General features: G+C 66.2%; 14 protein-coding genes. 8 read left to right on the plus strand and 6 right to left on the minus strand.

Annotated elements, in window-relative coordinates; translation table 11 throughout:
* Nucleotides 1–14 precede the first annotated feature (14 nt).
* The 6 genes from F6X37_RS15080 (at nucleotide 15) to F6X37_RS15105 (ending at nucleotide 7,422) form a co-directional block, all read left to right on the plus strand.
* Nucleotides 15–719 carry an aspartate/glutamate racemase family protein gene (locus F6X37_RS15080; RefSeq protein WP_184058822.1) on the plus strand — a complete coding sequence of 235 codons (705 nt, stop codon included), beginning with the start codon at nucleotides 15–17 and terminating at the stop codon, nucleotides 717–719.
* A gap of 198 nt (nucleotides 720–917) precedes the next feature.
* The gene (locus tag F6X37_RS15085) at nucleotides 918–1,832 is read left to right on the plus strand and encodes a LysR substrate-binding domain-containing protein (protein ID WP_187611882.1); all 915 of its coding nucleotides are present in this window, start codon (nucleotides 918–920) and stop codon (nucleotides 1,830–1,832) included.
* A 122-nt stretch (nucleotides 1,833–1,954) separates the two neighbouring features.
* Complete coding sequence (locus F6X37_RS15090; protein WP_187611883.1) at nucleotides 1,955–3,250, plus strand: dicarboxylate/amino acid:cation symporter; 1,296 nt, start codon at nucleotides 1,955–1,957, stop codon at nucleotides 3,248–3,250.
* Entirely contained in the window at nucleotides 3,247–4,713 is a 1,467-nt protein-coding gene (locus F6X37_RS15095; protein ID WP_187611884.1) for an aspartate/glutamate racemase family protein, read from the plus strand. The genes F6X37_RS15090 and F6X37_RS15095 overlap by 4 nt, the downstream gene beginning before the upstream one ends.
* Before the next feature lie 95 nt (nucleotides 4,714–4,808).
* Nucleotides 4,809–6,227 (plus strand): aspartate ammonia-lyase, encoded by a 1,419-nt coding sequence (gene aspA, locus F6X37_RS15100; protein ID WP_187611885.1) that lies wholly within the window; start codon nucleotides 4,809–4,811, stop codon nucleotides 6,225–6,227.
* 73 nt (nucleotides 6,228–6,300) lie between these two features.
* A complete protein-coding gene (locus F6X37_RS15105) occupies nucleotides 6,301–7,422 on the plus strand; it encodes an asparaginase (RefSeq protein ID WP_184058814.1) in 1,122 nt (373 codons plus the stop codon).
* Between the two features lie 36 nt (nucleotides 7,423–7,458).
* On the opposite strand, the gene F6X37_RS15110 is transcribed toward F6X37_RS15105, so the two are convergent.
* A complete protein-coding gene (locus F6X37_RS15110; RefSeq protein ID WP_187611886.1) occupies nucleotides 7,459–9,687 on the minus strand; it encodes an SLC26A/SulP transporter family protein in 2,229 nt (742 codons plus the stop codon).
* 250 nt (nucleotides 9,688–9,937) lie between these two features.
* On the opposite strand from F6X37_RS15110, the gene F6X37_RS15115 reads away from it, so the two are divergent.
* Nucleotides 9,938–13,231, plus strand: a complete 3,294-nt coding sequence (locus F6X37_RS15115) for an adenylate/guanylate cyclase domain-containing protein (RefSeq protein ID WP_187611887.1) — start codon at nucleotides 9,938–9,940, stop codon at nucleotides 13,229–13,231.
* A 20-nt stretch (nucleotides 13,232–13,251) separates the two neighbouring features.
* Here F6X37_RS15115 and F6X37_RS15120 read toward each other — a convergent pair whose 3' ends face one another.
* Nucleotides 13,252–13,557 carry a hypothetical protein gene (locus F6X37_RS15120; RefSeq protein ID WP_184033324.1) on the minus strand — a complete coding sequence of 102 codons (306 nt, stop codon included), beginning with the start codon at nucleotides 13,555–13,557 and terminating at the stop codon, nucleotides 13,252–13,254.
* A 285-nt stretch (nucleotides 13,558–13,842) separates the two neighbouring features.
* Here F6X37_RS15120 and F6X37_RS15125 point away from each other — a divergent pair, with 285 nt between their 5' ends.
* Nucleotides 13,843–14,631, plus strand: coding sequence for a class I SAM-dependent methyltransferase (locus F6X37_RS15125; RefSeq protein ID WP_262419925.1), 789 nt, complete (start codon nucleotides 13,843–13,845; stop codon nucleotides 14,629–14,631).
* 34 nt (nucleotides 14,632–14,665) lie between these two features.
* Here the strand turns inward: F6X37_RS15125 and F6X37_RS15130 are convergent, their stop codons facing one another.
* Genes F6X37_RS15130 through F6X37_RS15145 form a run of 4 tightly spaced genes read right to left on the minus strand, consistent with a single transcriptional unit; the run spans nucleotide 14,666 to nucleotide 22,252 of the window.
* Nucleotides 14,666–16,225 (minus strand): efflux transporter outer membrane subunit, encoded by a 1,560-nt coding sequence (locus F6X37_RS15130; RefSeq protein ID WP_410451364.1) that lies wholly within the window; start codon nucleotides 16,223–16,225, stop codon nucleotides 14,666–14,668.
* Nucleotides 16,226–16,227: 2 nt separating this feature from the next.
* Nucleotides 16,228–19,479: an efflux RND transporter permease subunit gene (locus F6X37_RS15135; RefSeq protein ID WP_262419926.1), complete on the minus strand. Its 3,252-nt coding sequence runs from the start codon at nucleotides 19,477–19,479 to the stop codon at nucleotides 16,228–16,230.
* The gene (locus F6X37_RS15140) at nucleotides 19,476–20,579 is read right to left on the minus strand and encodes an efflux RND transporter periplasmic adaptor subunit (protein WP_187611954.1); all 1,104 of its coding nucleotides are present in this window, start codon (nucleotides 20,577–20,579) and stop codon (nucleotides 19,476–19,478) included. Before F6X37_RS15140 ends, F6X37_RS15135 begins: the two co-directional genes overlap by 4 nt.
* Before the next feature lie 2 nt (nucleotides 20,580–20,581).
* Nucleotides 20,582–22,252, minus strand: coding sequence for a fatty acyl-AMP ligase (locus F6X37_RS15145; RefSeq protein ID WP_187611889.1), 1,671 nt, complete (start codon nucleotides 22,250–22,252; stop codon nucleotides 20,582–20,584).
* Nucleotides 22,253–22,280 lie beyond the last annotated feature (28 nt).

The raw sequence follows: 22,280 nt of genomic DNA on the forward strand, positions 1-22,280 counted from the left end.
CGCAAGGGGCAAGCATGAGCATCGGGTTCGGTCATCTCGCGCGTATCGGGCATCTGTACCCGTCGGGTGGACTGTGCGACTTCGAGATTCAGGCGATGGCGCCCGACGGCGTGCAATTCGTCACGACGCGTTTGCCGTTTCGCGACACGTCGATCGAATCCGATCGCACGTTGATCGACGACATCGAACAGCACGCGCAACTGCTCGCCGACGCGAAGGTCGACCTGATCGCGACGAATTGCACGGCCGCAGGCGTCGTGAACGGACCTGACGCGATCAATGCACGGGTGACGGCAGCGACGAACATCGCGGCGGTCACGACGATCGAGGCCGTGCTCGCCGCGTGCGACGCGCTGGGCGCGAAGAAGCTGGGACTCGTGACGGCTTACGGCGAACGCGTCGTCGCGGCGGAGCAGGCATTTTTCGAGCAACGCGGGCTGAGTGTCGTCGCCGAAGCGAGCCGCGCGTGCCGCACGCCTTTCGAGCAGGGCACGGTGCAGCCCGAGGTCTGGTCCGACATCGCGACGCGACTACCGGGCGATTTTGACGCGTTGCTGATCAGTTGCGCGGGCATTCGGGTGAGCAGCGTGATCGCTTCGATCGAGACGGAAGTCGGACGCCCGGTGATCAGCAGCAATTCCGCGCTGTTGTGGTACTGCTTGAGGAAGCTGAACATCTCTGCGAAGTCGCCGGGATATGGCGTTCTGTTAAGCGATTGAGACGGTCCCTTTCCTGCCTGCTGCACCTGGCGCGCCAGGGCGCGATATCGGCCGCATCTGGCGCGTGGCGGAGCAATTCGAAGTACCTGTGCATGGCGGTTTGACCCAGGTCCGATAGTCAGCGTGCGGCACGGCCAGGCGTAGAATCGCGGGCGCAGCGGCGAGTCCATTCGTCGCCGGACCGGAGACCGATGGCTGATGGAAATCAAGTGGATCGAAGACTTCATCGCGCTCGCCCGCTATCAGAGCTTTTCCCGGGCGGCGGAGTTTCGCAACGTCACGCAGTCGGGTTTCAGCAGACGGATCCAGTCGCTCGAACAATGGGTCGGCGCCGATCTCGTCGATCGCAGCGGCTTTCCGCCGACCCTGACCCCGGCAGGGCAACTGTTTCGTGACGCGGCCGAAGACATCCTCGACAAGCTGTTCGACACGCGCGCCATCATTCGCACCGAACAACGCATCGCCGGCACGAGCCTGCAGATCGCAGCCGGCCACACGATCGCGCTCAACTTCCTGCCCGCGTGGCTGCGCACGCTGTCCAGGCATGTCGGCGAAGTGCGCGCGCGCGTGATTCCGGCGAACGTGCACGATTCGATACTGATGCTGGTCAACGGCAACTGCGAGCTGATGTTCGCTTATCACCATCCGCAGCTGCCGTTGCATCTCGATCCGACCAGGTATGAATGCGTGACCGTGGGCGTCGATACTTTCATGCCGGTATGCAGGCCCAATCAGCGGCTTGCGCACGTGTACCGTCTGCCCGGCGTGATCGAACATCCGATGCCGTTCATCGCCTATACGGAGACGAGCTACTTTGGGCGCTGCTTCGCGTTGCTGATGGAGCAGAGCAAAGCGTCGCCCGCCTTGCAACTTCACTATGAATCCGACATGGCCGAGGTCGTGAAGAAGCTCGTGCTGGAAGGCGAGGGTGTCGCCTGGCTGCCGAAGAGTTCGATCGCCGCCGAACTCGACAGTGGCCAGCTTGTCGCCGCCGGCCGCTCCGAATGGCAACTGGAGCTGGAGTTGCGCGTGTATCGCGACCTCACGAACCGCACTGAACTGCTCGATACGCTGTGGCGGCATCTGCGGGCCTCGTCGGGGTCAGCCGAATAGCGCCGCTAGGGTTATCCCGCGTTATGCGAAACTTGCATAGCCGTATGCAACACTAGCATTCACGTCTTTTCTGCCGTCTCTAGAATTCCGTCCAGTCACAAATAATCTCAGGACGGAGACACATGAAGAATCGGCTTACCCTCTACATCCTCGCCGGCATGCTGCTCGGCGTGGCCGTCGGTTATGTCTGCCATCGCACGGCGGCCGATGCCGCGCAGGCGAAGGAGATCGCCGGCTACTTTTCCATCGTCACCGATATCTTCCTGCGGCTCGTGAAGATGATCATCGCGCCGCTCGTGTTCGCCACGCTCGTGTCAGGTCTCGCCGGCATGGAAGGCACGAGCGACGTGCGCCGCATCGGTCTGCGCTCGATCGCGTGGTTCCTGTGCGCGTCGCTGTTCTCGCTCGCGCTCGGCCTCGTGCTCGCGAACCTGCTGCAACCGGGCGCCGGCTTGCACATGTCCCAGACGAGCGCTGACGTGGCCACCGGCCTCAACACGTCGAGCCTGAACTTCAAGGACTTCGTCACACACGCGTTCCCCACCAGCATCGTCGATGCGATGGCGCGCAACGATATCCTGCAGATCCTCGTCTTCTCGGTGATGTTCGGCATCGTGCTCAGCGTGATCAAATCGGACCCGCGCGTCGCGCCGCTGATCGCGGGCGTCGAAGGGCTCGTGCCCACCATGCTGAAACTGACCGATTATGTGATGCGTCTCGCGCCCGTCGGTGTGTTCGGCGCGCTGGCATCGGCGATCACGGTGCATGGCCTCGACGTGCTGACGACGTACGGCAAGCTCGTCGCCAGCTTCTATACGGGGCTCGCGCTGCTGTGGACGGCGCTGATCCTCGCCGGCTACGCGTTTCTCGGCAAGCCGGTCTGGGCCTTGCTCAAGGCGATCCGCGAACCCGCGATGCTGGCGTTCTCCACCGCGAGCAGCGAGGCGGCGTATCCGCGCCTGACGGAGAAGCTGGAGGAATTCGGCGTCGACAAGAAAGTGGTGGGCTTCACGTTGCCGATCGGCTATGCGTTCAATCTCGACGGCTCGATGATGTATCAGGCCTTCGCGGCGATCTTCATCGCGCAGGCGTTCGGCATCGACATGCCGATCGGCACGCAGATCGTGATGCTGCTCGTGCTGATGGTGAGCAGCAAAGGCATGGCGGGTGTCGCACGCGGCTCGGTGGTGGTCGTCGCGGCCGTGGCGCCGATGTTCCATTTGCCGCCATCGGGCGTCGTGCTGGTGCTCGCGATCGACCAGATTCTCGACATGGGGCGCACGGCGACCAACGTGATCGGCAACAGCATCGCGACGGCAGCCATCGCGAAGTGGGAGGGCCAGCGCGTGACGCGGCAGGAACGCCGCACGGCGATGGCGACGGCTTCGTTCGGCCAGCTCGAAGGCGAGACGAAATGAGCGGCATCGACGCAACGTCTGCCACGAGCGCGCGCAAGTTCGGCGTGGTGGGCGGGCTCGGCCCGCTCGCGAGCGCGGACGTGTTCTTCAAACTGATCAAATCGACGCCGGCCACGCGCGACGCCGAGCACTTCGATGCGATCTTCGAGCAGCAGCCGTTTCGCAGCGCCGATGCCGACAGCGAGACGTTGACGCAGCGCAAGCTGTACATCTTCGATCTGATCAGCAGCTTCGAGAAGCGCGGCGTGACGACGGTCGTGCTGCCGTGCTTCCTGAGTCACACGTTCATCGACGAACTGAAAGCCAATTCGCCGCTGCAGATCGTCGACATGATCGATGCGGTGCGCAGCCACGTGCGCAGAAGATTTCCCGCGGTGCGCCGCGTGGGCGTGCTCGCGTCGGCGCATACGCGGCGCAGGCGCCTGTTCGAGAAGTACTTCGCGGCGCCCGAGTTCGAAGTGATCCACCCGCGCATCGGCGACGGCATCGATTTCGTCACCGAGGCCGTTTATGGCGAGGATGGCGTGAAGAGCGGCAATCTGCGTGGCCGTCCGGCCGAGTTGCTGCGGGCGGCGTGCGAGGACCTGATCGAACAGGGCGCCAACGTCATCGTGCCGGGGCTCACCGAGATCGCGCTGGTCGCGGACGAACTCGGTGCGTTGCGCGTGCCGCTCGTCGATTCGAACCTGGCTTATGCGCAGTACGTGGTGTCCGGCCAGTACCACACGCCCGAGACGATCTTCAAGGTCGGCGTGGTGGGCGGCGTGGGTCCGGCGGCCACCATCGATTTCATTCACAAGATCGTGCGCGCGACGCCCGCGCGGCGCGATCAGGACCACCTCAAGCTGCTCGTCGAGCAGAACCCGCAGATCCCGGATCGCACGGAGAATCTGATCGGCGATGGACCCGACCCGACCATCTCGCTCTATGCGACCTGCAAGAAACTCGAAACGGGCGGCGCGGATCTGATCGCGATCCCGTGCAATACGGCGCATGCCTTCGTCGAGCGGATACAGCCTTATCTCGGCGTGCCGATCGTCAATATGCTGACGGTGACGGTGCGTTATCTGCGCGAGTCGTTTCCCGCGCTGCGCTCGGTCGGCGTGCTCGCGACTTGCGGCACGCTCGCGAGCGGCGTCTACGAAAAGGCGCTCGAATCGCACGGCTTGCGGCAGGTCGTCCCGGCACCCGCGCTGCAGGCGCGCGTGATGGACGCGATCTACGGCAAGGAAGGCGTGAAGGCCGGATTCACGGCGGGGCAGTGCCAGCAAGATCTCGCCGCGGCGATCGACGGGCTTATCGCCGACGGCGTCGAAGTGATCGTTCTCGGCTGCACGGAACTGCCGCTGCTGATTCGCGAGCCGTATGTGATCGGCGCGAACGGCGCGCGCGCGAGCGTGGTCGATCCGACCGACGTGCTCGCGAAGCAGTGTGTCGCCTGCGCGACAGCGCCGCCTCGATAACCCAACCGCATCACCCAGTCAATGCGACGGACCTGCACACGAGGTGTGCCGGATGACCCCGCTCGCCTGTCGATTTCAGAACCTGAGAGGTAATCATGCTTGCACCGACCGAACGTATCGAACACGACCTTCTCGGCGATCTCGCCGTGCCCGCGACCGCGTACTACGGCGTACACACGCTGCGCGCGCTGCAAAACTTTCCCATCACGGGTATTCCGATCTCCGTGTATCCGAACCTCGTCAACGCGCTGGCGAGCGTGAAACAAGCCGCCGCACTCGCGAATTACGATTTCGGCCTATTGAGCGCAGTGAAGATGCAGGCCATCGTGCACGCATGCAGGCAGGTGCGCTCAGGCACCGCGCACGAGCATTTCGTCGTCGACGTGATTCAGGGCGGCGCGGGCACGTCGACCAACATGAACGCGAACGAGGTGATCGCCAATCTCGCGCTCGAACATCTCGGGCAACAGCGCGGCGAATACGCGGTTCTCCATCCGAACGAGGACGTGAATCTCGGCCAGAGCACCAACGACGTCTATCCGACCGCGCTCAAGATCGCCACGTACGCGGGCATCATGCAACTGGTCGACGCGATGGGCGTGTTGCGCGCATCGTTCGAACGCAAGGCGGTGGAATTCGGCAACGACCTGAAGATGGGCCGCACGCAGCTTCAGGACGCCGTACCGATGACGCTCGGCCAGGAGTTCAGCACCTTCGCTGTGATGCTCGGCGAAGACGAAGAACGGCTGAAGGAAGCGGCCCAGCTCATCTGCGAGATCAATCTCGGCGCGACGGCGATCGGCACCGGCATCAACACACATCCGGAATACGCGCAGCTTGCATGCAGGCACTTGGGCGAAATAACCGGTATCGCGTTGACCACGTCGCCGAATCTGATCGAAGCGACGCAGGATGTCGGTTCGTTCGTGCAGCTCTCTGGCGTACTGAAGCGCGTCGCCGTAAAACTCTCCAAGACCTGCAACGATCTTCGCCTGCTTTCGAGCGGTCCTCGCGCGGGCCTCGGCGAAATCAACCTGCCGCCGGTGCAGGCGGGTTCGAGCATCATGCCGGGCAAGGTGAATCCGGTGATTCCGGAGGTCGTCAACCAGATCGCGTTCGAAGTCATCGGCAACGATGTGACGGTGAGCTTCGCCGCCGAAGCGGGGCAGCTCCAGCTCAACGCGTTCGAGCCGATCATCGCGCACAGCCTGTTCAAGAGCGTCGCCCATTTACGCGCAGGGTGCCTCACGCTCGCGTCGAAATGCGTCGACGGCATTACCGCGAATCACGAGCGGCTGCGCGCGATCGTCGAGAGCTCGATCGGCATCGTGACCGCGCTGAACCCGTACATCGGCTATACGCACTCGACCGAAGTCGCGAAGGAAGCGCTTGCGTCGGGCAAAAGCGTCGCGCAGATCGTGATCGACAAAGGGCTGTTGAGTCAGGCGCAGCTCGACGAGATTCTTCAACCCGCCATGCTGACGCAACCAAGAAAGATGTCGTCGGCGGCGTGAGCGACGAAGGTTGTCCCGCTCACAGGTCGCGTGCATACGCACGCGACTCTTTTAAACGATGGAGGAGAGAAAGATGAACGGCAACACGATCGATCGAAAAGCAAAGCGGCTGTGCGGTTCGGCGGCACTGCTGATCGCGGCACTTGCCGCGGGTACCTGCGCACAGGCTGCCGGCGCGCCATCGCAACAGGCAAGCGCCGTCACGGCAACGCCGCGTGTTCTGGTGCTGGCCACCGGCGGCACCATCTCGGGAACCGCCGATCCCCGTTCGGCGATCGGCTACAACTCGGGCAACGTGAAGGGGCAGGAACTGGTGCGCGGCGTGCCGGGCATCGAGAAGCTCGCGAGCATCAGCGCGGAGCAGATCTCGAACGTCGGCTCGCAGGACATGAACGACAAGATCTGGTTGCAGCTTGCGCGGCGGATCGACGAGGTCTTCGAGCGGAACGAGGCCGACGCCATCGTGATTACGCACGGCACCGATACGATCGAGGAAACGGCGTTCTTCCTGAGCAACGTGCTGCGCTCCGACAAGCCGGTGGTGCTGGTCGGCTCGATGCGACCGGGCGGTTCCGCGAGCGCCGACGGTCCCGGCAATCTGTACGAAGCCGTCGAAGTGGCGGCGAGCCCGCAGTCGCGTGGCCGAGGCGTGATGGTCGTGATGAACGACCAGATTCACGCGCCGCGCTGGATCACCAAGACCAATACCACGGCGGTACAGGCGTTCGCGTCGCCGAATGCCGGCGCGATCGGTTATGTCGATCCGGCGAGCGTGCGCTTCGTGATGCCGGCGGTGCAATCGACGCGCGCTGCGCTGAGCCTGCCCGCGAGTGGGCAATTGCCGCGCGTCGATATCGTCTACGCGCATAGCAACATGGATGGCCGCCAGATCGATCATGCGATCGCCGATGGCGCGAAGGGCATCGTCGTCGCCGGCGAAGGCGATGGTGACATGTCGAAGGAAGCCCTCGCGGCGCTCGACCGCGCGGCGGCAAAAGGCATCGTGGTGGTTCGCTCGACGCGCCTGGTGTCGGGGTTCGTGAACCGCAACGTCGAGGTGGACGACGACAAGCGCGGTTTCGTCGCATCGCTCGATCTGAATCCGCAGAAGGCGCGATTGCTGACGCAATTGCTGGTGGCCAACGGCGTGACCGATCCCGTCAAGGTACAGCAGGCGTTTAGCGGGACGTGGTGACGGGTTGGGGGCGCCGCCGGTCCGGGGCGCTGCCGCTTATAAAGCCGCGCGTAATGCCTCGTCGGCAACGGCAAGACGCAACGCGATGGTCTTCACGAGAAACCGATGCAACTGTTGCGCCGTCGCCGGATCCTGCTGTTCGAGTTCGAGCAGCCGGGAGATCGACAGGCGGTACACGCGCGTCGGTGCCTCGGCAATCACATCCGCGCTGCGCTGTTGCTGCGTGTACACCGCCATTTCCCCCACGACCGTGCCCGGGCCGAATGAGCGCAGACGCGCCGAGCGGCCATCGCCGAGCGGCAGCGAGATCGCGACACGTCCTTGCTCGACGAAATACAGCGCGTCGCCCGGCTCGCGATGACGAAACAGCGCCTGCCCCGAAAGCAGATCCTGCAGCTCCAGACACGCGATCAAGCCGTTCAACGCGCCGGCCGTGAAATGCGGCTCGAGCATCGCCCGCAGATCGCCGCCATGCGCGATCGCGAGCGAGTTCGACGCGAGCAGTTTGTCTTCGATCCATTCGAGACCCGCATCGAGCGTATCGAATTCATGGATCTTCAGGTTGAGCGTGCCGGTCTTCACGAGCAGATCGCGCGAGCGCGGCGGCAGCGCGGTCAACACGAGGTCCACGCTTCTTGCTGCGCAGAGCTGCCTGAGTTTGACGAAGCTGATCGATACGGATGCATCCATGCCATGTGTCGCCGCAAAGTCGAGCACGACGAAGCGGACCTGCGACGGATCCCCGGCGCCGAATCGCTCGCGAAGGCGCTGCAGAATGGAATTGGCCGTGCCGAAGAAGAGAAACCCTTGCAGGCACATTCCGCATACCTGGGGGCCGATTGCGCGCAGAGCCTGGGTGTCTTCGATGCTGCGCTCAACATTCGAGGTCCGCGCGCGCAGGTCGAACTCCATGCGTATGCAGCCGACCCGACCGTAGAGCAGCGTGAACATCACACATGCTGCAACGACGCCCACCCCTACGCCGACGATCACGCCATACGCCGCGATAGTGCCGAGAATCACGGGCACGAGCAGATACTCATACCAGTTGAGCTTGGTCCAGGCGCCCGCGAGCCAATGCACGAGCAAGCGCAGCCCCATGAAGAGCTGAAGGCCGACCAGCACCGGCACCGGAAAGAGCGCCACGATGCCCGGCGAAGTGGCGAGCACGACCACACACGCGAGCGAGGCGAACACGCCCGCCACCCGGCTCGTCGCGCCCACCCGCGCGTTGAGCATCGAGCGATTGAACGACTGGTAGCCGACCATGCCGCCCAGCAGTCCGCTCGCGAGATTGGCGAGGCCGGCGGCGCGCATCTCGCGATTGAGGTCGACGTCCTCCCCGGTGGCCGCGCCGATCGCCGTTGAATTCATCAGGATCGTCACGGCCGACACCGAGGTCACCACCAGACTCTCGGGAAGATGCGCGCCGACCGCCGACCAGTCGATGCCGCCCCGTCCGAGCCTCGCGGCCAGGTGCAACTCCGGCAGCCCGGCAAGGTGCAGCTTGACGCGCGGCAGCAGCAGACCCATGCCGCGCGCGTCGTCGATCGAAACTCCGGCAACCTGCAGCAGAACGTAGAAAAGCACGACGCCGAAGGCCAGCGTGAGCGGCAGCGCGGCAATGTGCTGCCACGTGCGCATCAATACCGTGGCCAGCACGCCGACGACCAGCGCCGGAACCCATGTGAGCCAGTGAAGGTGCGCGAGCAACGCGAGCGTGTGCCACTGCAGCGGCTGGCCCGTCAGCACGCGGAACGCCCCGGCGAGCAGCAGGTAGCCCGTGCCCGCGAGAAATCCGCCGAGCACCGGATAGGGCAGGAACTGCAACGAGCGGCTGCGCTTCGACGAGCCGATCGCATAGAGCACGATGCCCGTCATGAGCGAACAGAGCGCGATGGCGATCAGCACAGTGAGGATCAGCGTCTGCGGTGAACCGCCGTCCGCGCGCACGCTGCTGGCCACCCCCGCCGCCACGCCGGCGAGAAAGGCGGCGGCGTTGCTGTCGGGGCCGCCAATGTTGACGCGCATCGAACTCGTCAAGGCGATCACGAGCGCCGTGACGACGCAGCTCACGAGCGCGGTGGGCACGCCCAGCATCGCGTAGCGGGCAAGATCGGCGCTAAAGATCATCGTGCCGAGGCTCATCGCATAGCACAGCATGACGAGCGTCGAAACGGCGCCCGCCGCCACGTCGCCTGGCAGACCCGCCAAACGCGAGCGCAGCGGGATCTCGGAGACGGAAACGGTCTTGCCCGGCTTCACGTGGATTCCCGGTCGAATGCAAGGGCGCCGTGAGGCGCGCCAGCCAGTATCCTGCGCGGCTCGAACGGCTGTCAAACGCGATGCAGCGTGCTTATCGGACACCTACACTGATTATTCATCGGCCCCGTACCTGGCGAACTCCACGCAAAGGCCATGCAGCTCCGGAGCCGTTCACACCGGCGGCCGGCAGGCGCGCGATTCGTCTGAGCTTTTGCCCGCGGGGCCACGCATCGGAGGCGGGGCGACGAACATGGATATCGAGAAATGGCTGCGGGACCTCGGGCTCGAGCAGTACGCCCACGCGTTCGCGGCAAACGACATCGACATGTCGCTGCTCGGGCAACTGACCGACGTGGACCTGAAAGAGCTGGGGGTACAGTCGCTCGGCCACCGTAAGCGCATTCTGGCCGCGGCGGCAGGCGCCCTAACGGCGGCCGCGCCGCTACCGCCCCAGACGCCCGCCGACAACGAGGTGCCCGCGGACGAGCGCAGGCAGGTCACGATTCTGTTCGCCGATCTCTGCGGCTACACGATGCTGTCCCGCTCGCTCGATCCCGAAGACTTGCGCGCGCTGATCGGACGCTACACGGCGCTGGTCGACGGGATCGTGCTCGCCTATGGCGGCACGATCGACAAGCACATCGGCGACGCGGTGATGGCGCTGTTCGGCGCGCCCCGCTCGCACGAGACGGACACGCTGCGCGCCGCCCGTGCCGCTCTCGACATTCACGACGGCCTGGCGCGGCTGGCCGCGCAGACCGGGCGGCCGTTGCAGGCGCATATCGGCATTGCGAGTGGCGAGGTCATCGCGGGCGCGCTGGGCCGCGCCGACGCGCAGGACTACACCGTGCATGGCGATCCGGTGAACCTGGCCGCTCGGCTCGTGGCAGCCGCGGCCGCCGGCGAAACCTGGATATCCGACGACGCGGCGCGCACGCTCGGCGACGCCGCCAGTTGCGAAGCAATCGGCGAGCGGCGCTTCAAGGGCATCGACACGCCGGTGCGGGCATGGCGGCTCGTCGCGCTTGGCAGCGAGCCCGTCAGGACGAGCCGCAGCCGCTTCGTCGGACGCGAAGCCGAGCTCGAACAGTTTCACGGCATCCTTCATGCGTGCATGGCAAGGCGCGCAGGGCATGTCGTTCATGTGCGAGGCGAAGCCGGGATCGGCAAGACGCGGCTCGTCGACGAGATGCGCCGCCATGCGCAGGCACAGGGCTTCACGCTTCATCGGAGCCTCGTGCTCGATTTCGGCGTCGGCAAGGGCCAGGATCCGGTGCGGACCATCATTGGAAGCCTGCTCGGCTTACCGGCCGGTGCATCGAGTGAAGCGCGGCAGGCCGCCGCCGCGCAGGTCGCGACCCAAGGTATCGTCAAGGCCGAGCAGATCGTGTTTCTGCACGACTTCCTCGATCTCCCGCAGGCCGCCGAATGGCAAACCATCTACGAGGCCATGGACCACGGCGCGCGCAAGCGCGGCAAGCAGGCGCTCGCCGTGAGGCTGACCGAGGACGCTTGCGCTCATGCGGCGACGCTCATCGTCGTCGAAGACTTGCATTGGGCCGATTCCGAAGTCATCGGCTACCTGTCGGCGTTCGCGTCAGGCATTGCCAACGGCACGGGCCTGCTGGTCACGACTTCGCGCGTGGAAGGCGATCCGATCGATGCAGGCTGGCGCGCACGTTGCCGCGACACCCCGTTCGCCACGATCGATCTCGGACCGCTTCGCAAGGACGAGGCCCTGAGCCTGGCGGGCAATTTCATCGATGCGACCCAGCGCGTCGCGCTCGCCTGCATCGAGCGCGCGGGCGGCAATCCGTTGTTTCTCGAACAACTGCTGCGCAACGCTGAAGAAGGCAGCGGCGGCAACGTGCCCGCGTCGATCCGCAGTCTCGTGCTCGCGCGGATGGACCGGCTCGCACCCCGTGACCGCCTGGCGTTCCAGGCGGCCGCCGTGATCGGCCAGCGTTTCGACCTCGCGCTGCTGCGAGAGCTGGTGGGCGATCCTGGCTACGTCTGCGACGGCCTGCTCGTCAATGCACTCGTGCTGCCGGAAGGCGAGGACTTCCTGTTCGCCCACGCATTGATCCAGGAGAGCGCCTACTCGACGTTGTTGCGCGCGCGCCGCCGTGAACTTCATCTGCGCGCGGCCGAATGGTTCGCACAAAGCGATGTCACGCTGCACGCCCAGCACCTCGACCGCGCCGAAGACGAGCACGCGCCGCACGCCTACCTGGGCGCGGCGGCCGCACAGCGTGCCGCCCATCGTTTCGAAGCCGCGCTGCGGCTGGCCGAGCGCGGCATCGAAATCGCGCAGTCGGACGCGGACCGCCATGCACTGAACTGCTGCAAGGGCGAACTTCAGCGCGACCTGGGCGACATCGCAGGATCGATCGTGACGTACCGCACCGCACTCGCCGCCGCCGCCGACGACGCCGCCCGATGCGACTGCCAGCTCGGGCTCGCGGAAGGTCTGCGTGTCAGCGAGGGTCTCGACGAAGCACTCGGCTTACTCGCGCAAGCGCAAAAGATCGCGGAGCGAGACAACCGGCTGGCGGAGCTTGCAAGCCTCCACTATCTGCGCGGCAACATTCTCTTTCCGCTCGGCAAGATCGACGCCTGCAGCGCCGAGCATGAGCGCGGTCTTGGCTACGCGCGGCGCCTCGGTCTGCCCGAGGCAGAGGCTCGCGCGCTCGGCGGCCTGGCGGATGCGGCGTATGCGCAGGGGCGCATGCGGACCGCGTTCCATCATTTCAGCGAATGCGTCGCGATGAGCCGCGAACACGGGTTTGGCCGCATCGAGGTTGCCAATCTGTCGATGCAGGGCTTCAGCCGCATTTATCTGAACGACGCAAGTCAGGCTCGCGAGGACGCAAGCGCCGCCGCCCGCGCCGCCGAGTTGATCGGGCAGCCTCGCGCGCAATTGCTGGGGGAGACGCTGGGAGTGTTCGCCTGCCAGGAACTGGGCGATGCGCAGGCGGCCGGCAAGCATCTGGTGCAGGAAATGCGTGTGATCCGGCAATTGGGTGCGCGCCGCTTCGAAGCGCAGAATCTGGAGATGCAGGGTCGCCTGTTACTGGACGAAGGATGCCGTAATGAAGCAGTGGTGGCGCTGCGCGAAGCACTCGCCATCTCACGCGAGGTAGGGACTCAGTTTTCCGGGCCAAAGGCCTTGAGCGCACTGAGCCGCGCGGTTGACGATAACGGCGAGCGTACGCGGCTACTGGCTGAAGGCGAGGCGCTGTTGCGCCTCGGCGCGGTCGGCCACAATCACCTGTGGTTTTACCGCGACGCCGTCGAAGCGATGCTGGGGGCGGGCGATCCTACTGGCATGCTGCACTACGTGGACGCACTCGAGGCCTATACGCAGCGCGAACCGTTGCCGTGGTCCGAGCTTTTCGCGGCGCGCGGCCGTGCGCTTGCACTCGCGCTTCAGGCGCCGCTCAGCGAAGCCACGCGACATGAACTCCTGCGACTGCGAGAGGCGCTGCAGCAGGCCGGCTTTCGCAATTACGTGAGCGCGGTCGAAGCGGCCCTTGCGGCTTGAGGCACGCGCGTAGCCGATCCTCAGCGTGGCGCGGAATCGTCGTCGGGCGGGTCCTTGTGGACGACCTCCATGTCGATGGTGCGGGCGTCGTCGCCATACGCGACCGTCTGCCGCCGCAACGCGCGCATCTTCCACCACAGATACCCGACGACGATCGTGCCGACCGCGAACAGCACGGCGAACAGCACGATCGACAGCATCGCGGCCACCACGAACAGGATCGCGCTCAGGGCGATGGTCAGCAACCGGCCGAACCAGCCGGGGCCGCCGATCCGGATCCCTTTCTCATATGTCACCCGCCGCGGCGGCGGTCTGTCGTTTTGCATCGCTCGTCTCCCGGCCGCCGTCCGGCGGATGATGCGGGTAAATCCTCATGCGTGGTCATTATGCAGGATGCGAACCGCTAACGTCGTCGGCGCGGCTCAGCGTATAGTCGACTGACGTCGTTAAGAAGCCCACGCGTTGGCTCGTTTAAGTTCGGTAGTAAGTTGCCGTTCGCCAAGGCTGACAGGCTCTAGCGTGCAGGCCTTCTCTGTCTACCCGGTTGCACCCCTGCCAGGGCACATTATGAAATCCGCCGGTTTTCAGTTACCTCGGTTGCCCGCGTGATCATGCGACGCCTGCATCTGCTCGAAATCGAAGACCAGCCGTGGTGCCCACGGGCGATCCGTGACGGCGGGACGGACTGGCTGCATTTCCTGGCGAATACCCTCAAGGGCTTCAACGTTATCGCGCTCAAGCTGCGCGAAGCGATGCGGCGGGTCGGCAACGACCGGATCGTCGATCTGTGCTCGGGCGGCGGCGGCCCGTGGCTGACGCTTGCACCGTTGCTCGCGCAGTCCGGACGCGTGACGGTGCAGCTGACCGACTTCTATCCCAATCGCGCCGCGTACGAGCGCGTATCCGCCGGGGCAGCCGGCCGCGTCACCTATGTGAGCGAACCGGTGGACGCGATGGACGTGCCATCGGGATTCGACGGCGTGCGCACGATGTTCAACGCTTTCCACCATTTTCGGCCGGACGATGCGCGGGCGATCCTCGCCGACGCGGTGACGAAGCGTCGCGCGATCGTCATCGTCGAGGGTGCCGACCACCGGCTGCTCGGTGTCGTGTTCATCCTGGCGATGCCGCTGATGATGCTCGCGCTGACTCCGCTGATCCGGCCGTTTCGCTGGTCGCGACTAGCGCTCACCTATGTGCTGCCGGCTATCCCGCTGCTGTGTCTGTTCGACGGCATCGTGTCGATGCTGCGCATCTACAACCCCGACGAATTGCATGAGATGGTGGCGCGTATCCCGGACCAGCAGAGCTTCGAATGGGACATCGGCACACTGCCGGTGCAGGGCTCGCCGATCGGTCTGACTTACCTTGTGGGCGTTCCGCGCGGACGCGCCGGCTGAACGCAAGCGGGCGCCGTCGGCAGCGGCGGGCCGATCACTTGCCGGCCAGATGGTCAGGTGTCTGGCTGCTGCCCGCCGGCAGCTCGCCCATCGCCTGAAACAGCGTCGCCGTATCGGCCAGGCGCCGGCCGATCAGGCGGATTTCTTCGAGCCTCGCTGCTTCGTACTGCTGCTCGCCGCCGCGGGCGGATGCAGCGGGCAGCGCGCCGAGCCGGTGACGCGACGTGGCATCGTCGAACGACTCGCGTGCCTCACGGGCAGCGCCGCTCGCGGCGTCGAGCGCCTGCGCGTCGTGTTCGAGCGACGCAAGCGTGTCCGCGACGTTTTCGAACGCCGCCAGCACGGTCTGCTTGTACTCGAACACGGCGGCCTCGTAGGTGTCGATTGCCGCGCGCCGCTGGGCGACGAGCGCGCCGCCATGAAAAAGCGCCTGCGACATCGTCGCGGCGATGCTCCAGATCGCGCCTGCGCCCGACAGCGCGAGCGGCCAGTTGAAGCCGCCTTGTCCCATCGAGGCGTTCAGCGTCAGGCTCGGAAACAGCTGTGCCGTCGCGACGCCGACGTCGTCTGCGGCGGCCTTCAGCGCCGACTCGGCGGCCGCGATATCGGGCCGCGCGCGCAACAGGTCCGATGGCAGCACGACGGGCAGGTCCTGCGGCAAGTGCAGGTTTGCCAGCTCGGGCTCGGGCGGCGCCGCGTCGGGCGTGCGGCCGAGCAGCACCGCAAGCGCATGTCTCGTCACCGTCAGCCGTTGCCGCAGATCGGCCACGCTGACCTCAAGCGCGGCGATGCTTTGCCGCGCAGTCGATACGTCGCCGCGCGTCAGCGATCCGAGTTCGTAATGCCGTTCGGTGTCGTGAGCCTGATCGCCCGCAAGCGCGATCAATCGCTCGGTCGCGTCGATCTCGGCGCGCAACATCGCCGCCTCGATCGTCGCCGTGACGATGTTGGTGGCCAGTGCACGGCGCGCGGCTTCGCGTTGATACGCGTCGATCTCGACACGCGCTGATCGGGCCGCGTTGGCTTTACGCACCGCGCCGAACAGGTCGAACGTATATTGCGCCTGGACTACGCCGATGAACTCGTTGTAAAGCAGCGTGTTCGGGCCGCCGGGGACCGGAATGCCGAGATCGCGTCCGCGCGAGGCCTGCCCCACCAGATCGACCGACGGCAGCAGCGAGGCGCCGATCTGCGCCCGCAGTTGTTCGTGCGCGGCGGCCAGGTGCTTGTCGGCGGCAGCGAGCGTCGGGCTGTTGCGCAAACCTTCTTCGACGAGGTCATTCAACGCTGTCGATTCGAACAGCCGCCACCATTGCGGCACAGGTTGCGCGCCGGTGGTGAAGTGCTGCGCGACACCGAGCGCGGCGACCGTTTGCGCGGGCTGAGGCTCGACGCCGTAATGGGCGGGAGAGGGCATCGCGGGCGGCTCGCCGTTCGGACCGAACGAGCATGCGCCAAGCGCGATCGTCGCGGCCGCGCCGAACGCCGCGCGCCAACCATGGATCGCCGCTGCCCGCGCTCGACCCGGCGCGCCGGCGAAATGCGGCGCGCTCGCGAGCGCCGGCCCGTCGACGGGGTTGCAGTCTGTGCCCACGATCAGCTCCACGTAGATTCGATTGTCGGGGTCGCGGTTCGCACACCGCGTTCGAAGTGCCGCACCTTGAACGCGGTCGCGTACAGCGCGGGAACGAAGAACAGCGTCAACACCGTGGCGCCTGTGATGCCGCCCATCAGTGCGGTCGCCATCGGTCCGAAAAAGGCCGAATGCAGCAGCGGGATCAGCGCGAGCACGGCAGCCGCGGCGGTCAGCATGATCGGGCGGAAGCGCCGGACCGTGGCGCCCACGATCGCATCGAAGCGCCCTTGGCCCGCGGCGATATTGCGTTCGATCTGATCGACCAGAATCACCGAGTTGCGCATGATGATGCCGGACATCGCAATGACGCCGAGCATCGCCACGAAGCCGAACGGCTTGCCGAACAGCAGCAGTGCGGCGACCACGCCGATGAGCCCGAGCGGCGCGGTGAGCACGACCATCAGCACGCGCACGAAGCTGCGCAGTTGAATCATCAGCAGCGTCAACACCACGACGAGCATCAGCGGAAGTTGCGCGATCACCGACGCCTGCGCCTTGCCGCTGATCTCGCCGGCGCCGCCGGTCTCGATCCGGTAGCCGATCGGCAGCGACGCGCGTAGCGGCGCGAGCGTCCGATCGATCGCCTGGGTCACGTCGATATCCAACGCGTTGCCGCGCACGTCGGCCTGGACCGTAATCGTCGGTTGACGGTCGCGGTCCCAGATCACCGCGTATTCGAGTTCGTTGTTGAGGTGGGCGAGCGCGCCGAGCGGCACCGGGCCGTTCGGCGTCGGCATCGCGAGGTTCACGATCTCGTCGGGGTCGACCCGCTCGCGCTGGGGCGCACGCAGATCGACACTGATCAAGCGGTCGCGGACCCGGTACTGCGTGAACGTATAGCCCGACAGCGTCATTGCGAGGAAGCTCGCCACGTCTTCCGAGGTGACGCCGAGCTCGCGCGCCTTCTGCTGGTCGATCTCGAAGCGCACCGAGCGTTCGCCGGGTTCGTCCCAGTCGAAATGGACGCCCGTTGTGCGGGCATCGGCTTTCATCGTCGCCGCGACCTTTTCCGCGATCTCCCGCACGGTGGCGAGGTCGCTTCCGCTGACACGAAACTGCACCGGATAGCCGACCGAGGGGCCCGTCTGGAGCGGCGAAACGCGCGCGCGCACGGCGGGAAAGCTGTTTTGCAGCGTGCTCGCGAGCCAGCGTTCGAGCTTTGCGCGGTCGTCGACGGACTTCGCGGTGATCACGAGCTGCGCGAAGTTGGGCTGGGGCAACTGCACGTCGAGCGGCAGGTAGAAGCGCGGTGCGCCCGCGCCGACGAAGTCGACCAGATGATCGATCTCGGGCCGGCCGGCCAGCGTCTTTTCAAGGCGCGCGGCTTCGCGCAGCGTCGCTTCGAACGACGCGCCTTCGGGCAGCCGCATGTCGACGAGCAGTTCGGGCCGTTCGGAGCTCGGGAAGAACTGTTGCGGCACGAACGCGAAGCCGGCCAACGCGGCAACGAACAAGGCGGCCGTGACGCCGAGCACGACGAGGCGCCGCTTCACGCACCACGCGATGCAGTCGCGCAGGCGGTCATGAAAGCGGGTGGCGCGCGGCGCCGCCACCGGGGTCCGGCGCGTCTGCGCGTCGTCGCGCCGGCGGAGCTTGCGAAGCGCGCGCCGAGGCGTCTCGCGTGCGGCGTCCTTGCGTTCGGGTAGCAGGTGATAGCCGAGCAACGGAATCAGCATGACCGCCGCGAACCACGAAGCGATCAGCGCAATCGCGGACACCTGAAAGATCGAGCGCGTGTATTCGCCGGTGGCCGATTTCGCCAGCGCGATCGGCAGGAATCCCGCCACCGTGACGAGGGTTCCCGTCAGCATCGGAAATGCGGTACTGCTGTAGGCGAACGCCGCGGCCCTCGCGCGGCCCCAGCCCTGCTCGAGCTTCACGGCCATCATCTCGACCGCGATGATCGCATCGTCGACGAGCAGGCCCAGCGCGAGGACCAGCGTGCCGAGCGAGATCTTGTGCAGGCCGATGTCGAAGCCGTTCATGCATAGCGCGGTGACCGCGAGCACGACCGGGATCGAGATCGCCACCACCACGCCGGCGCGCCAGCCCAGTGAGATGAGGCTCACGGCCAGCACGATCACGATCGCTTCGGCGGCGGCCCGCAGAAAACCGTTGACCGAATGCGAGACCGCGTGCGGCATGCTCGACACCTCGACGAGTTCGAGCCCCGCGGGCAGACGCGCACGCAATTCCGCTGTCTGCGCATCGAGCCGCTTGCCGAGCTGAATCACATCGCCGCCAGCCTGCATCGTGATGCCGATGGCGAGCACCGCGCGGCCGCCGGTGCGAACCTGCGAGACCGGCGGATCGTCGTAGCCGCGCCTGATCGTGGCAATGTCACCGAGACGAACCAGGCGGTGATTGATGTCGATCAGCGTGTCGGCCATCGTCTTCAGGTCGGTGAACTGGCCGCTCGGACGCACGTACACGCGGTCGAACGCGGTAGTCAGCGTGCCGCTCGGCGTGACCGCGTTTTGCGCGTTGATCGCCCGCGCGAGCTGTTGCGGCGTGATACTGAGCCGCGTCAATTGCGCGTTGGGAATCTCGATCGTGATGTGCTCGTCGGGGTCGCCGAAATAATCGACTTTCGCGACCCCGGGCACGCGCAGCAGCACGCCGCGCAGTTCGTCGGCATAGTCGTGCAATTGCGCCGGCGAGAACCCGTCGCCGGCGAGCGTATAGATGTTCGTGTAGACGTCGCCGAACTCGTCGTCGAAGTACGGCCCCCGCACGCCGGGCGGAAGCGTATCCGCGATGTCGGCCATCTTCTTGCGTACCTGGTACCACGTCTCGCGCACTTCGTTCACCGGCGCGGAGTCTTTCATCGTGAAGACGATCAGCGATTCGCCGGGACGCGAGTAGCTGCGCAGATAGTCGAGATGAGGCGTTTCCTGGAGCTTGCGGCCGATCCGGTCGGTCACCTGCTCCTCGACCTGGCGTGCGGTCGCGCCGGGCCAGAAGGTCCGGATCACCATCGCGCGGAACGTGAACGGCGGGTCCTCGGATTGTCCGAGCCGGGCATAGGCGAGCCCGCCGAACAGCGTCGCGAGCACGACAGCGAAGATGACGAGCGCCTGGTTACGGATCGCCCACGCGGACAGATTGAAGCGGCCGGTATCGTCCGCTGCCGGCCGCCGCGGTCCGCCCGCTCCGCCGGGTCCGCCGGGTCCGCCCGCTCCGTCGGGCCCCTGGCCGAACGGCGCTCTCATGATGCGAAATCCTCGGGATGCAACGGCGCTACCGCGCGCACGGTTTCGCCGGCGCTGACGGTATGCACCCCTTGCAGCACGACGCGCTCGCCGTCGTTGAGGCCTCGCGCGACCGAGATCGTGCGGTCGTCGTAGCGGCCAACCTGGACCCGGCGCAGTTCCAGCGCCTGGTCGTCCGGCCGAACGACCCAGACGGCCGGCGCGTTGCCGTCGTGAAAGAGCGCGCTGGCGGGCAGCGTGATCGGGTCGTCCGCTTGCGCCTCGCCGGCCGCGGCGAACGTGACGGTGGCCGTCATGCCGAGGCGGACCTCGGGGCCTGGCGCATCGAGCGTCAGTTTCGCGCGATAGGTGCGGCTACCGGGGTCCGCGGCCGGCGACAGCTCCCGCACGTGTGCCGTGAAGCGTCTGCCCGTGGCGGCCGGCAGCGAGACGCTGGCCGCGCTGCCGATCGCCAGCGCGTTCAGCAGACTCTCGGGCACGTCGCAGAGAATATCGACCTCGCCGGACCAGGCGAGATGGTAGACCGCTTGTCCCGCCGCGACGTTCTGCCCGGTATCGGCGTCTTCCGCGGTGATGACGCCGGCATGGTCCGCCGTGAGGACCGTGTACTGCGTCTGATTCGTCAGCAGCGCGAACTGTTGTAGCGCCTGATCGCGCTGCGCGGCGGCCGCCACATACGCATCCTGGGTCTGCTCGAGCTGCGCTGTCGAGATCAGCTGTTCCTGCGCCTGCGCACGGTCGCGATCGAGTTGCTGCTCGGCGAAGGTGAGCCGATGCTGCGCCGCCATCAATTGGGCCTGCGCGCTCGCGAGGCTGCGTTGCGCGTCGTCGGCATCGAGCCGCGCGATCGCCTGGCCGGCCGTGACCGTATCGCCGAGCCGCACCTTCCGCTCGATCAGCTTGCCCGCGATGCGAAACGACAGCGGCGTCGCATAGCGCGCGTTGACTTCGCCCGGCAGCGTCGCGAGCACGGGCTTGCTGTCCCGATGCACGACCACGGCGATGACCGGGCGCGGCAGCGTCACCTCGGCTTCTTTCGCGTGACAGGCGGCGAGCGTGAGCGCGCCCGACAGCGTCAGCATGATCTCGCGCCAGCGCATGCTCACGAGTGTTCCTCCAACTCGCCGGCTTCGAACTGTGCCTTGGTCCGGCGGCGCTGCACCTTGCCGCTCGAGGTCCGCGGCAAGCTGCCCGCCTGCACGATCGCAACGTGACCGACCTGCAGGCCCGCGCATTCGGCGACCTTCTGCGCGATCGCACGCCGCAGCGCCGTGGCCTCCGCCGGCTTGCCCTCGGCACAGACGACCAGTGTCTCGTCGCCGTCGCGCATCACGCTGAACGCGATGACACCGCGGCTTTGCACGCTCGGCAACTCGGCCACCGCCCATTCGATGTCCTGCGGATAGAGGTTCGAGCCGTGAATGACGATCAGGTCCTTGCTGCGGCCGCAGATATAGAGCTGGTCGCCGGAGAGGTAGCCGAGATCGCCGGTCTGCAGCCAGCCGTCGCGGTACGCGTCGGCGCTCGCGTCGGCCTGGCCGTAATAGCCCACGGTGATGCTGGGCCCGCGCGTGACGATTTCGCCGACGCAGCGTTCGGGCAGCGCGCGCCCGGATTCGTCGACGATCCGCAACTCGTGGCCGGGAAAGCAATGGCCGCAGCCGACCAGTTCGATCGTGCGTAAGCCGTTATCACGCGCAGCCGGTATCGCTCGACCAAGCCCCAGCGCGGCCGCATAGACGACGTCGGTGACGAGCGGCTGGCCGTGGTCGTGAAACGTGATCGCGAGTGTTGCTTCGGCCATCCCGTAGCACGGCAGCAGCGCTTCGGCACGAAAACCGGCCGGCTCGAAGCGCGCGCAGAACTGGCGCAGCGCTTGCGCGTTGATCGGCTCGGCACCGCAGCCGGCGACGCGCAGCCGCCGCAGATCGAGGCCCTCCAGGTCCTGGTCGCGGCTACGGCGAGCGGCGAGCGCGTACGCGAAGTTCGGCGCGAAGCTGATGGTGCCGCGGTATTTCGTGATCGCCTCCATCCAGAGGCCGGGCCGGCGCACGAACGCTTCGGTTGCCAGCAGCACGCACGGCAAGTCGCAGATCAGCGCGCCGAGCACGCTGATGAGCCCCATGTCGTGGTGCAGCGGCAGCCAGCTGACATAGACGTCCTGCTCGCGCAGATCGATGCCGCGGGGTCCGAGGAACGCTGTCGCATTCGCGACCAGATTGCGATGCGTGACCATCACGCCTTTCGGCAGCGACGTGCTGCCCGACGTGTATTGCAGGAAGCACAGGTCATCGGGATGCAGCGTGGGCAAATCGCACGCGGGCGGCTCGCCGTCGAGCAGCGCTTCAATGGTCACGATACGTTCGAGACCGGTGTCGACGGCGAGCACGTCCTCGATGGTCTCTCTTGTCGAGTTCGACGTGAGCAGCATCCGGGCGCCTGCCGAGCGCACGATGTGACTGACGGTTTCGGCGTAACGTGTGCGGGTCCTGAAGTTCAGGCTTCCGCGCGGAAATATCGGTACCGGGACGAGACCGGCGAACGAGGCGCCGAGGAAGCTCAGGATGAACGCTTCCGGGTCGAGGACCACGAGCGCGACGCGCTCGCCCTTGTTCAGCCCCAGTGCCACGAGCTTTTTCGCGTGGTTGCGCGCCTCGCGTTCGAGCGCCTCGTAAGGATAGTAGTGCTCGTCGCCGTGCGTGGAGACGAAGCGAAGGCCTCGAGCGTCGCCGCGCGGCAGTGCTGCAACGGCATCGACTAGCGTCTGGTCCATGGTGTGGGGTCCCCGGTCAGGTAATCGA

The organism is Paraburkholderia sp. 31.1, assembly GCF_014397645.1.
In the GTDB taxonomy this organism is placed as follows: Bacteria; Pseudomonadota; Gammaproteobacteria; order Burkholderiales; family Burkholderiaceae; genus Paraburkholderia; species Paraburkholderia tuberum.